The following is a 13,181-nucleotide window of genomic DNA, read 5'->3' as shown; positions in this document are numbered from 1 at the left end:
ATGAGAAATATGCTATGATATTGCATGATTAAACAAGCTTGAATGCAAAGGGGCAGTTAGTTATGGAAAAACGATTTGCCAGAGAATCCAGGTGCTTCAAAACATCACGCATTTTTCCCACAGATGTGAATAATCACAACACGCTGTTTGGCGGAAAGTTGATGTCCTACATTGATGATATTGCTTCGATTGCTGCACATAAACATTGCCGGAGATCCGTTGTAACGGCGTCAACCGATTCGGTTGACTTTTTGTATCCGATTCATACTTCGGATTCTGTCTGCTTGGAGTCATTTGTGACTTGGACAGGGAAAAGCTCAATGGAGGTTTTTGTGAAAGTCGTTACAGAGGATTTGAAAACCGGAGAAAGAAAAATTGCCGCGACTTCTTTTCTGACTTTTGTTGCCTTGGATGACAATAAGGTTCCGGTCGAGGTGCCTCATGTGATTCCCGAAACAGAAGAAGAGACGAAACTGCATGAATCGGCGCCGCAGCGGGCAGAGATGAGACGTATTCGTAGAGGCGAAAGTAAAAGATTAGCTGGATTTTTCACGATGAAATATCCTTGGGAATAAAAGGGATTGATTTTTCGGTAAAATGTGGTACAATTTGGATAAATTGTTGGACGAGCGGAAGCACCGCTGGTTTTGGAGATCGTCTCTGAAATCGGCGCGTGCTTTTTTTGTTTTTCCTTCATGGATAAGGGGGATGATGCGTTGAAAGCTGCTACTGCGATTCGCCTGGCGATCGTATTTGGGGTGATTGGTTTTGTATTAATCGGCAGTGGCGTATACAGCCAATTCTCTTGATTTTAGAGCATATAGGAGGGGGTCTGGATGAAAAAGTTCCAACTCTACGTATTAGATGATGACGAAGAATATGCGCAACGATTAGCCTCTTATATACGTGCCTCTGAGTTCGGGGAACGTATGCAGGTGAAGCTTTTTTCAAAAGCAGACTTGATCTTGGAAGTTTTGGAGGCCAAGCAGGCTGTAGGCGTGTTATTGGTGTCGGAGACATATTATCGTCTTTTTTTGGATCGAAGATCTAGCCTCCACAAGATGATTTTATGCGAGACGATAACAAACTCATTGGATGTTGAAACGAAGATTCCATTTTTGTACCGGTTTCAATCTTTGCACCATTTGCTTACACGGCTTCAGGCTTTCTATGCCGAAAAGCTTAACGAGGAGAGAAGCAATCCCGGGACTAAAACCAGTGTCATCTCCATCTATAGCTCCAGTGGAAATAGTGGTAAGACCATGACGGCTATTCATTTAGCCAAACAGCTTTCTTTTCGTGGCGAGCGAGTTTTTTATTTAAGCCTGGAGTCCGTTAGTTCAACTTCACTTTGGCTGAAGGGTGAAACAGGGCGGTTTTCACAATTAATATACTACTTGAAAAGTTCGCCTGAATTACTCGGACCTAAGCTGCAATTACTGAAATCAGTTGACCCGCAGCTGCGGTTTGATTATTTGTCTCCTAATGATCAGATCAGGGAAATGCAAGAAATAAGCGGAGAACAGATTCGAATCCTCATAGACGTACTTATTTCATTGAACGAATATGAATACATCATTATTGATCTGGAAGCTTCCGTGCATCCTCGAATCGTAAAAGGACTGGAAGTCAGCGATCATATCATTTGGCTGGTTCGGGATGATCTGAATGATGTTTATAAAACGAAGGTGTTGTATAAGCAAATGGGTGCGATGCATAACGTTCATTTTGTAATGAATAAGTATACTGGCAGGCAGACGAACGATTTCTCGGAGCTAGGCCGTGATATTTCTTTTAACCTTCCTTATATCCCGGAGTGGAAAAGTATTAGATCTCCAGAGCAGATGTGGGCATCCTGTTTATTCTCGGAACAGGCCTATGAGATGGCTGCAACTCTTTATATCATCAAAGGAAATCCTGCTTCAAGTGCTGAAGGGGCTGTAGCTTCTTGAAACAAAGTCAATTCGTAACGTTGAAGCAGCAGATTAAAGAAAAGCTTGACCTTTCAAGCACGGTCAGTGATGCCAAGTTGATGGAGCTTATTGAAGAAGCAGTTTTTCTTGCATCATCGGAGGGGAAATGGACGTCGAACGAAATACACGCTTCGGTTAAGCGTATGTTTGACTCATTTCGAGGTTTAGACATCTTGCAGCCGCTTATCGATGATCCCTCTGTTACTGAGATTATGGTGAATGGGCATGAACATATATTTTTCGAGCGGAGAGGAGCCGTTGAGCGATATGCATACTCTTTAGAAAGTGCGGAAAAGCTTGAGGATCTCATCCAGATGATTGTGTCTAAAGTAAATAGAATCGTTAATCAATCAACACCAATTGTCGATGCACGGCTGCAGGATGGATCAAGGGTTAATATTGTGCTTCCGCCAGCCTCATTGAGTGGTCCGACGTTGACAATTCGTAAATTTCCTGAGAAACCGCTGCTGATGGAAGATCTGATTCAGATGGGGAGCATTTCTGCGGAGGCTGCAGAAGTACTTCAGGTGCTGGTTGAGTCTGGATATAACATTTTTATCGGAGGTGGTACAGGTTCTGGAAAAACGACTTTTCTTAATGCGTTAAGCAGCTGGATACCCGCTCATGAACGTATTATTACGATTGAGGATTCGGCAGAACTTCAGATACAAACCGTACCCAACCTGGTCAGAATGGAAACCAGAAACGCCAATACGGAAGGCAAGGGTGAAATTACCATTCGGGATTTAATTCGCGCCTCGCTCCGGATGCGGCCTAATCGAATTATTGTTGGGGAAGTTCGTGGTGCTGAAGCGTTAGATATGTTAGCTGCGATGAACACTGGTCATGATGGAAGCTTAAGTACAGGGCATAGTAACACCTCAGTAGATATGCTTAGCAGACTTGAAACCATGGTGCTAAGTGGCGCCTCCTTGCCGATTGAGGTGATCCGTAAACAGATTGCTTCGGCACTTGACGTGATGGTTCATATCAGCCGAATTCGTGATCGAACCCGCAAGGTGACAGAAATTCATGAAGTCATTGGAATGAAAGATGGTGAAGTTCAACTCCACCCGTTGTTTTTATTCGAGGAAAGAGGGGAAGTGACAGACGCTAAGGTAACGGGAGAGCTTGTGTATACAGGCAACCCAATACGAAGCATGCATAAAATACGTATGGCTGGAAAAAGGTTGCCAACTTGGTTTTCACACAGAAAGGAAGAGTGTGGAACTGAATGAAAATGATATTACTTATTGTCCTGACGGGAACAATCAGTTGGATGATCCTGTTATTCTTGGAGAGACGCCGGCAAAGCAGCGGTTCTGCTGAGAAGAAGGCAAAAACTCGAGATGTGCACCAACCCCAACGCCATTCCGTCTTCACACTAGTAGATTACAATTGCTATCAATTGACTCCTCGTGAAAAATTGAGCGCCATCCTAATGCTCGCCTTGCCTGCTTTTGTTGTAGGTTATATTTTCTATAAAAGCTTCGTTCTTGCTGCCGCATTTTCAGCAGTCGGACTGATGTTTCCCCGCATTCGCAAACAGCAATTAATTCAGTTACGCAAAAATAAACTGTTTGTTCAATTCAAACAAGCGCTCAGCTGTTTATCCTCTTGCATGGCCGTAGGCAAATCCATTGAAAGCGCTTTTCAAGAGGCTTTAGAAGACTTAAAGCTGCTTTATCCTGACCCTGATTGTTTAATTGTTACTGAATTCAGCGTTATATGCCGAAAGGTTGAGAACGGCGAGCCCATAGAGGCAGCGCTGAAGCATTTGGCGGATCGCAGCCATTTAGAAGATGTCATCAGTTTCACGGACGTCTTCCTTACCTGTAAGCGTACAGGCGGAAATTTGGTGGAGGTCATGAAGCGTACAGCAACAGTCATTGGAGAAAAACTTGAAATCACGCAGGATATCAACGTCATGATTGCACAGAAGCGGTTTGAGTCGAGGGTGCTATTGTTTGCTCCCATTGTTATTGTTGCCGTACTTGCCTTTTCATCACCGGAGTATATGCAGCCTCTTTATTCAGGGAGCGGGACTCTCATCATGAGTGCGAGCCTGCTCTTGCTGGGCGGATGTTATGTGCTCACTCAAAAAATTATGAATATCAAGGTGTAGCATGTGGATCAATTATTTGCTCATATTCGAAATGTTGGTAATTCTCATATTGCTGCTGTGGGGGCGCAAACGATATGCAGATAACATTACTGCTCATCCCTATCCCTTTCGGATCAAATTACTATTTCCTTGCAGTTATTTAATCGTTGATCAGCTGCGTTTGATGGAAAAGTTGCCGGATTTCACGTCTAAAATTCACCATAATTTAATTAAATTATATGGCAGAAGTTTATCCGCTTATGGGAGTAAATGGTTTTTTGCAGAGATTATTTCGATGAGTTTGCTATGTGTTGTGATTGTCACTCTTTTCTCGGCGCTCGCAGGGGGCGATGCATCACTTTTGGGCTTTGGTTTCATCGTTGCGATCATTCTTCCAATGCTCATGGTGCGCGATTTGGATGTGAAAATTAGAAAAAAACAACTTTTAATGATCATGGAATTGCCCGAAGTATTAAGCACAATCGTGCTGTTGGTTAATGCAGGTGATACCGTCAATCGCGCATGGATTCGCTGCGTCGAGGTTAGACCTCATAAAGCGCAATCACCGCTATACATAGAGCTTGCACAGGCTGTTCATGAATTGGAGATGAACGTTTCATTTTCGAAAGTGATGGAAGACTTTAGCAAACGTTGCGCGCTGCATGAGGTGTCTTTGTTTACTTCAGCTATGATGCTCAACTATAAACGTGGAGGAAGTGATTTCGTAGCGGCGCTTCATTCGCTATCCCTGGAGCTTTGGCAGCGCAGAAAATCGGTTGCGCGAACGTTAGGAGAGGAAGCCTCCTCTAAGCTTGTTTTTCGCATGGTGCTTATTTTTGTAGTGGTGATGGTAATTGTGGCCATGCCGGCATTACTGATGATGAAATAATGGAGGTAAGAAACGATGAGAAGCATGATGGTAGGGTTGAAATCATTTTGGAAAGAGGAAGATGGACTCGGTACTTTAGAGATTTTATTAATTGTAGCTGTGCTTGTTGCCATAGCAATTATCTTCAGAAAGTGGATAGTCTCGTGGTTTCAAAAGCTGATTGGGGATGCCAATTCTGACCTCAAAGACAATAGTAAGGTGGCTCCTTGTGCGCCAAGTCCGACAACTAGCTGTGCGCCATAGCCGCCATAACCGCAGACAACACTTTAGAGATGGTGAACAGGGAAGCTTTACATTAGAAGTGTCCCTAGTTTTACCACTCATCTTATTTTGCACAATAACAGTCCTTTTCGTTAGCTTATACGCTTATCAAAAAGTGTACCTTCAACAAATCGCCAGAACAGCAGCTGAACGGTTATCTTTTACTTGGGATAACAGCCACAAAGATATATTGACAGGCAACTTTAACCCTTCGGAGACGGATGGACTTTACTTTCGTCTTACACAAAACCACGTATCCGATTTATTCGGAAGACTGGTGTCGAACGAATCATCAGAAATTGCACTTCCATCGGCAGCTGCCGGCGATCTCGTCGAGAGAAAGCTGGCTAAATCGTCTGAATTGCTGCCTCAAGGTGTTACGGGATCAGCTAAGTTTTCTAATTTTATTCTAGACCAACAAGTCGAGGTGAAACTCCAAAAACCATTTCATATCTCGCCTGTTATGAGCAAATGGTTTAGGGCTAATCAAACAGGCGGAACTGCTGTCTCGCACGTGGTAGAGCCGGTTGAACTTATCCGATTAACGGATATTACACGGACGTATTTTAAAACGATTAAGGACCGGATTTCTCCTCAAAAAGCACGAGAGGCGCTAGCAGAACCTACCCCAAGTGATCTGTCAGGTCCGAGTATAACGATTAAGTCGGAACGGCAGGCTGCGGCGTATTTGCGATCTTTGGTTAGTGGCACGGAGGTGGTTTTGACGACTGAGTCCGGTAAAAGCAGAACAGTCGACGCGTTGGATGCTCGCGGAATTGGCCATCAAGCCTTTTATAGTTTGACAGAGGCTCAGCTTCGAATGGAGCAGCTTCCTAAGGATCTCGAGCTTATCCAACAAGGCACACAAGTGAAGGGTGTCGTGTGGCATTTCTTTAAAAAAGATGCCGGCGGTAAAGGTATGCCCTCCAATGCTTTTCGAAAAGAGCTTGAGCGGAAAGGGATCGTCGTTGTTATTCATAATTAGAATGGGGGGAGTTTTTGAAGAGATTCGTTCGATCAGAAAGAGGGGCCGTTTCCGTCTATCTGATTCTAATCATTGTGCCGGTCTTTTTATTTCAAGCGGTACTCATTGATTTTGCCAGAATTAAATTGGCGGAAAAAGAGACCGAATCAGCGGTCAAGGCCGCTGCGCGCTCAGTGATGTCATCTTTTGATACAAAGCTTCAAGCGATGGGCTTATATGGTCTGGGGATCTCACAAGGGGAATCAGAGGAAGTTTTTCGAACCGTTTTTGCTAATAATTTGTCAAGTCAAGTTTCGACAGGCGCTTTTCATTATGTGGATACTAAACCTATCGATGATGGAGATCGTGTGACACCTGTTTATGCATTAGCCAGCCATGAAATTTTTGAGCGTCAATTGTTGGAGGATATGAAAATCAAGGCGCCAATCGAGTTCACGCTGGAGATTACGGATAAATTTCGCAAAACAGGGACGAAAGCTCCCTTTCAGTTTGGAAGCCAATTCTCTAAGGAGGCTGCTGAGTTAGAGAAGCTTATAGATCAAAGAGAAAAGCAGTTGGATGAAGCTTGGCAGAGCAGTGAAGAGCTTTATCGCAAAACTAGCCTATTCCATAGTAACTATCAAACCCGTATCGCAGAATTGGACAGTTTAGCCTCCCAAATTGGTATCCATACTGCAGATGAGGTGCGAAATGAAATCCTTCAAGTAGAAAATCAGCTGCAATCTGTTCAGGCATCGATAAGAGACTTGGATATGTCCATTGCCGCGATCAGCCGAGCAGGATCGGGCGGTGTGGCAGGCATGCAGGCTATTTTGGAATCCCGTCAGGCATTAAGTACTCAAGCTCAGCTACTATCTCAAAAGCTGAATGATCTTCAAAATTTGCTGCAATTAATTATTAAATATGTGGCTCTCCTTGCCGCTACAAAGCTCGATGCTCTGGCAAATGCCAAAGAAATTGGGTTGTTGCAGCAGGCGATTGAGCCAGCATTACGTACGGCTAAGCAGCAAAACGATGGAATTCGCACGAAACTTAATGGGATTACTTCACGACCTAATACAGAGGGGACTAGTGCAAACGAAGTTTTTCAGAGTGTGTCTGTGCTGGGCGATGAATACTTCTATAAGTACCAGACAGCTGTTGCAAGCATTACAGCCTTATTTACTGCTTTTCAAGAGGTAGTTGATTCCATACAACTTTATACTGCTGAAAATACAAACAAAGCCAATCAGGCTAATGATGCTCACTGGACGGAATCGCAAGAATTTTATAACAAGCAAAGCATATTAGAGAGAACGAGAATGGAACAAAACAGTGCGATCTCAGCGAATAAACAGCAGCAAAAAAGTAAGATTCAAACGATTTTGAATGAAGCGAAGCAATCGATCGGTGGATGCAGCTTAGTGAATGCTCAGAGTAGTGACGATGAACTTTATGATCGTCTTCAAGGTACTGGTTCGCAATCATCTTCATCCAGCCAAGGATTCTACCAGAAATATCGTGAGGCTAACGCACAGGAAGCCACTATCGGCAGCGAAGTTGCTTACGATCTAGAGAAATCTGAACCGGTTAGCCTTAAAGCAATGGATATGCTTGCAGCCTTCAACAATGCGGCGGAGGTTATGCGTAACGAGCTATATGTGAATGAATATGCGCTTACTAAATTTAATTACCGGACGATTGGCTTGGAAAAAGATCAAACAGGCAGTTCCACAGTATTTAATGATCGAGCAGACCCGAGAAAACACGCGTTAGTAAACCAAGAGGTAGAATATTTACTATATGGATTCTCCTCCTGTTCAGCGAATATCTCGTCGGCTTATGCGGAAATGTTCTCTTTTCGTCTTGCAATTCGAACCGTCGAGGCTTTGCTCGATCCCAAAAAGGAACTGCTTAATATTGGTTCTCCGCTGTTGGTACTTCTGGCAGCAGCCGCAGAAGGGGCCGTTTTGGCTTTCCAAGACATGACAAAGCTGGTGAATGGAGAAGCTGTAGAGCTATCCGCAAAAATAGCAGCCCCAGCCTTAAGTTTGACTTATAAGGATTATTTACGGGTCTTTATGCTCATACATAGCAATAACACGAAGCAAATGGCTAGAATGCAGGCGCTCTTAGAGCTTGAAACCGGAAGGGATTTAATGCAAGCTACGACATATTTGCAGGGTAACGCCTCAAGTGATATTAAGCTGTGGTTTATTCCTCAAATCATGAAACTGTTGGATGGGAGCGGGTTATTAGGCTGCAAAGTGACAGGGAATCGATGCCAATTCTCCAGCTCAGCTGCAGTAGCGTATTGAAGGTTGGGGGGGGGGGCTTTATGCTGCACAAGTTTTACAGTGAACAAAAGGGAGGTATCGTATTAGAGGCTGCTTTAATACTGCCTTTTTTCCTTGCTTTTGTTGTTGGCCTTGTCATTTGTATTCAAATCGCATGCCTGGAAATGGCGCTGCAAGCCGGTGTGTCTGAAGCAACGAAGTCGATTGCTGGCCAGTTATACCCAGTAAGACTTCTCGTTCAAGAAGCTAAAGTGAAATTTGAGCAGAGTGGACCGGCCGAAATCATAAATTCAGCCATCAGCCATGTTCAATCAGCACGAGAACAAGTGTCAAACACGGAAAGTTTAGCAGATGAGTATGCCGCATATATCCCTCAACCGCTGCTCGAATTCGTTAAATGGGAGAAAGAGAAACGGCTGCAAGGCGAAGAGTTACTGACAGAGGGGAAAGATGAACTGCTCGAGCAGCAAGTTAACCCCCGCTTACATGCCGCGATTACTCCGATTGTTTACGCTTTTTGCGATGATTCGATCGTGCAGAGAAATAACTTTAAAGTTGTTTCTGTGACTCTTCCAAGTTTGTATAACGATGGAGAGGCTTATTTTGGAATTGAGGCGGAGATTTCGTATCGCTTACCGATCCCGTTTTTAAGTCAAACGATTATTTTGAAAAAGAGGGCATTTGAACGAGCATGGGTAGGTGCTTAATCGCCGTCTTTAATAGAGGAGGATTTTGCATTCAATATTTACTATTGGTTTTCATTTCGATTGCTTTTGTTACCGATGTACGAAAAGCGGTGATCCCCAACAAATTAACCATTAGCGGATCGGTTGCTGGAATCATGTTGAACGTGTCTATAAGTGGACTGAACGGACTAACTTTCTCGCTTATAGGGGCAGGGAGTGCACTTTTCGCGATGTTCCTACTCTATCTTATAGGTGCTCTTGGAGCAGGGGATGTGAAGCTTTTTACGGCTATTGGAGCTATGATGGGCTTCAGTTTTGTGTTTCAATTGATGCTGTATTCCATAATCTGCGCCGCATTGATAGGCCTTTTCTTACTACTGATGCACAAGCAATTGGCGGCCACGGGGCAGAAGATGATGAAATGGTTTTTTTCAATTATCGTGCTGCATGATCTGAACATCGTCAAGGGGATGAAACGTGATGCCAATATCAAGTTTCCGTTTATGTATGCCGTTATGCCAGCCGTGGCAATGACCTGGTATTACTCTATTTAAAATGAGGTGGGCCTGTGACAGAGGAGTTATTTGGGCTGCGATATGAATTTGTATATCAACATGGCCATTGTATGCGTCTTTTTAAAGACGGTGGGGAGGGGTTGACCGTTGAAGCTCTTTCAACTTTGCAAATCAAGATGCTTGAGGCTAACACGATACCAAACATGCTTCCGCTTGAAATCCAGGAGATTGATCATCGAGTAAGCCTGCTTTATAGTTTAACAGCTAAAAGAATGCTTGCTCAGGTTCTTAAGGTTGAGGAGCTTTCCAAGTTTCAATTCGCCAAGCTTATGTACGCCATTGTTTGTGCTATAGATGAAAGTAAAAACTATATGCTGCATGAGACCGGATTTGTGTTGAAAGATAATTTCATCTTTATTGGCAGTGACTGGTCCGATGTATTTTTGACATATGTGCCAATGGAACAAGGTATGAAGGAATGCAGTGTCTACAATGCAATTAAGGATTTAATGAGGCAGATTAGTTCGAAGTTGAACGACAAAATTAGGGAAGATATAGACACTTGGTTAGACACTGTTGCATTACCATGTACGCTGCAAACTCTTCAAAATTTCAAAACAAACCTGTTAAAACTTATGGACCCGCAACCTCCGGTTCACGAGGGGCTGCCAAAGCCGGTTTGGCAACAAAACATCAAGCAGATCAACACAACGAATTCGATTGATGAGTCGCCGATGAATACGCCAATAGCGGATGTGCAACTAGATATAAAAAATAGTCAAACAGTCGCCTTTTATCCAATCACACAGAGAACACAATTTCTTGTCCTAGTTGTTATCATACTCGTATTGGCGTTTCTATGGCAGAATCATGTATCTTCTCCCTCAACTAGTTCGCTGCACCTGTCAGCAGGAATGACTATTGTATTACTAGATGTATGGTTTGTATTAAGATTTCTTGGGCTACCGCGGTACAGAAGTGCTGGTGACAAGCAGGTGCCGCTCTTTTCCGATAAACTAGAGAAGCATTTTGAAAATAAGAAAGAAGCAGTTACGGTATCTAAAGTTGAATCGCCCGATATCCAAAGTCATTATCAAAACTTACATATGCATACGACATTAATTCAAAACAACGCTAGGAATGCAACCGTTTTTCTAGGAAACCTTAAACCGGAAGGGCCGAGGCTCGAAGTGCTAATTCAAGGTATGACGAAATCAGTGCCAATCCTTAGCGATCATTTCACGATCGGCCGAGGAGATGCGAATTTAAAAGCAGATTATGTCTTGGAAGAAGCAGGTGTTTCCAGAATTCATGCTGAGATAACAAAATGTGAAAAGGGTTATGCACTGAAGGATACTGGCTCCACGAATGGAACTTCTCTTAATGGAGAAACGATAGTTACCTACCAATCTTACTTGCTAAAAGATGGCGACGAGATTCAAATTGTGTGCCAAACCTTGATATTTCGAAATTGAAAATTTAACTATTTCCTGTCTAGCTCTAGCAGTGGTATAATAAGAAGTCACGAGTATGTGCGATTTTTTAACAGACAGGAGTTTAGATTTTTAAAATGAGTCTTTTGACGATAGAAGATTTGAGCCACAGTTTCGGGGATCGAACGTTGTTTAAAAATGTTTCCTTCCGTCTACTGGCAGGAGAGCGTGTCGGCATAGTTGGAGCAAATGGTGTGGGGAAATCCACATTAATGAATATATTGACCGGAAAATTATTGAAAGATACAGGGAAAGTAGAATGGACGCCTCGAATTAAGTATGGGTACTTGGATCAGCATTCGGTATTAGCGGCGGGCAGAACGATTCGCGATATTTTACGCGATGCCTTCTTACCTCTTTTTGAAGAAGAGAGAGCTATGATGGCCATTACGGAAAAGATGGCGGATGCTTCGCCGGAAGAACTGGAAGTTCTGCTTGAGCAGATGGGCGAGATTCAGGAGCGTCTGGAAATCGGCGGTTTCTACTTGCTGGATGTCAAAATCGAAGAGATGGCGAACGGACTTGGCCTTAACGTAATTGGCTTAGACCGCGACGTGACATCGTTAAGCGGTGGGCAGCGGACCAAAGTTCTTTTGGCTAAACTGCTCCTGGAGAAACCAACCGTGCTGCTGTTAGACGAGCCTACGAACTATTTGGACGTCGAACACATTGAGTGGTTGAAAAACTATCTCAAAGATTATCCGTTTGCGTTTATGCTGATTTCACATGATACGGAATTCATGAATGAAGTCGTTAACGTGATCTATCATTTGGAATTTACGAAGCTGACTCGTTATACAGCGAACTATGAGAAATTCCTGGATATGGCGGAAATGAACAAATCGCAACATATCGATGCTTATGAGAAGCAGCAGGAGTACATTAAAAAGCAGGAAGACTTTATTGCTCGCAATAAAGCCAGGGCTTCCACCTCTACGCGTGCCAAAAGCCGTCAAAAGCAATTGGAGAAAGTGGATCGAATCGAAAAGCCGGAAACTGCGATGAAACCAACGTTCATATTTAAGGAATCTCGTACAAGTGGTAGAATCGTATTTGAGGCGGAAAATTTGGAAATCGGGTATGACCGACCGCTTTTACCGAAAATGAATGTGACGATTGAACGCGGCGAGAAAATTGCGATCGTTGGCTGCAACGGAGTGGGGAAATCTACACTGCTCAAAACGATTCTAGGGAAAATTGAACCTTTCAGCGGCAAAACGTATCAAGGCGATTACTTAAGCCCGGCTTACTTCGAGCAAGAGGTTAAAGCGCCCAACATGACGCCGATTGACGATGTTTGGAATGAGTTTTCTTCCATGAATCAGAATGAAGTCAGAGGCGCTCTGGCAAGGTGCGGGTTGAAAAATGAGCACATTACGCGTGCCATGAGCATGCTCAGCGGGGGAGAGCAAGCCAAAGTCAGGCTTTGCAAACTGCTCATGAGGGAAAGCAACTGGCTGTTGTTCGATGAGCCTACCAACCATTTGGACGTTGTGGCCAAAGAAGAACTTCAAAGAGCTTTGATCGCTTATAAAGGAACCGTTTTGCTTGTTTGCCACGAACCGGAATTTTATGAAGGTTGGGTAACCAGAGTTTGGAATGTGGAAGAGTGGTCTGCCAAAGCAAAAGTCACGAATTAACCAATTAGGAGGAAATGTCCATGTTAACTCATGTTGTGTTTTTTAAGCTCAAAGATCGTAGCCCTGAAGCGGTGGAAGTAACGAAAGCGGTTCTTACGAACATGGAAGGGAAAATTCCGGTGTTGCGCCATATTGAAGTAGGGACGGATATTCTTCATTTGGAGCGTTCGTATGATATTGCATTGATTACAAAATTCGATTCCGTAGAAGATCTAAAAACATATGACACGCACCCTATTCATGAAGGTGTGAAGGCCCATATGAAGACAGTACTTGATGGGACTTCCATTTGTGTTGATTTTGTAAGCTAATTGGGTTTGAAAAACATAAGGGAACAGTGTAGTATCCTTAGAAGGGGT

13 protein-coding genes are annotated in these 13,181 nt (G+C 43.5%); all 13 read left to right on the top strand.

The window, feature by feature from the left end:
* The first annotated feature begins 62 nt into the window (after nt 1-62).
* The 13 genes from AC3WTJ_RS07665 to AC3WTJ_RS07605 all read left to right on the top strand — a co-directional run bounded on the left by AC3WTJ_RS07665 (nt 63) and on the right by AC3WTJ_RS07605 (nt 13,133).
* Complete coding sequence (locus AC3WTJ_RS07665) at nt 63-575, top strand: acyl-CoA thioesterase (protein ID WP_315949596.1); 513 nt, start codon at nt 63-65, stop codon at nt 573-575.
* A gap of 261 nt (nt 576-836) precedes the next feature.
* Entirely contained in the window at nt 837-1,952 is a 1,116-nt protein-coding gene (locus AC3WTJ_RS07660) for a nucleotide-binding protein (RefSeq protein ID WP_492521325.1), read from the top strand.
* Nucleotides 1,949-3,211, top strand: coding sequence for a TadA family conjugal transfer-associated ATPase (locus tag AC3WTJ_RS07655; protein ID WP_492521324.1), 1,263 nt, complete (start codon nt 1,949-1,951; stop codon nt 3,209-3,211). The genes AC3WTJ_RS07660 and AC3WTJ_RS07655 overlap by 4 nt, the downstream gene beginning before the upstream one ends.
* The gene (locus tag AC3WTJ_RS07650) at nt 3,208-4,098 is read left to right on the top strand and encodes a type II secretion system F family protein (RefSeq protein WP_492521323.1); all 891 of its coding nucleotides are present in this window, start codon (nt 3,208-3,210) and stop codon (nt 4,096-4,098) included. The genes AC3WTJ_RS07655 and AC3WTJ_RS07650 overlap by 4 nt, the downstream gene beginning before the upstream one ends.
* A 1-nt stretch (nt 4,099) precedes the next feature.
* Nucleotides 4,100-4,966, top strand: coding sequence for a type II secretion system F family protein (locus tag AC3WTJ_RS07645; protein ID WP_492521322.1), 867 nt, complete (start codon nt 4,100-4,102; stop codon nt 4,964-4,966).
* A 15-nt stretch (nt 4,967-4,981) separates the two neighbouring features.
* Nucleotides 4,982-5,209, top strand: a complete 228-nt coding sequence (locus tag AC3WTJ_RS07640; protein ID WP_492521321.1) for a Flp1 family type IVb pilin — start codon at nt 4,982-4,984, stop codon at nt 5,207-5,209.
* On the top strand, nt 5,175-6,212 hold the full coding sequence (locus AC3WTJ_RS07635; RefSeq protein ID WP_492521320.1) for a TadE/TadG family type IV pilus assembly protein: 1,038 nt from the start codon (nt 5,175-5,177) through the stop codon (nt 6,210-6,212). The genes AC3WTJ_RS07640 and AC3WTJ_RS07635 overlap by 35 nt, the downstream gene beginning before the upstream one ends.
* Nucleotides 6,213-6,226: 14 nt before the next feature.
* Nucleotides 6,227-8,509 carry a TadE/TadG family type IV pilus assembly protein gene (locus tag AC3WTJ_RS07630; protein WP_492521319.1) on the top strand — a complete coding sequence of 761 codons (2,283 nt, stop codon included), beginning with the start codon at nt 6,227-6,229 and terminating at the stop codon, nt 8,507-8,509.
* A 20-nt stretch (nt 8,510-8,529) separates the two neighbouring features.
* On the top strand, nt 8,530-9,195 hold the full coding sequence (locus tag AC3WTJ_RS07625; protein WP_492521318.1) for a TadE/TadG family type IV pilus assembly protein: 666 nt from the start codon (nt 8,530-8,532) through the stop codon (nt 9,193-9,195).
* Nucleotides 9,180-9,728, top strand: a complete 549-nt coding sequence (locus AC3WTJ_RS07620; protein ID WP_492521317.1) for an A24 family peptidase — start codon at nt 9,180-9,182, stop codon at nt 9,726-9,728. Before AC3WTJ_RS07625 ends, AC3WTJ_RS07620 begins: the two co-directional genes overlap by 16 nt.
* 14 nt (nt 9,729-9,742) lie before the next feature.
* Nucleotides 9,743-11,164, top strand: coding sequence for a DUF6382 domain-containing protein (locus AC3WTJ_RS07615; RefSeq protein WP_492521316.1), 1,422 nt, complete (start codon nt 9,743-9,745; stop codon nt 11,162-11,164).
* 95 nt (nt 11,165-11,259) lie between these two features.
* On the top strand, nt 11,260-12,822 hold the full coding sequence (locus AC3WTJ_RS07610; protein ID WP_315949606.1) for an ABC-F family ATP-binding cassette domain-containing protein: 1,563 nt from the start codon (nt 11,260-11,262) through the stop codon (nt 12,820-12,822).
* Between the two features lie 20 nt (nt 12,823-12,842).
* Complete coding sequence (locus AC3WTJ_RS07605; protein ID WP_127451752.1) at nt 12,843-13,133, top strand: Dabb family protein; 291 nt, start codon at nt 12,843-12,845, stop codon at nt 13,131-13,133.
* Nucleotides 13,134-13,181: the final 48 nt, after the last annotated feature.

Source organism: Paenibacillus sp. FW101-FHT12H11 (assembly GCF_058790355.1).
This window is presented reverse-complemented; position numbering and strand designations above follow the sequence as displayed.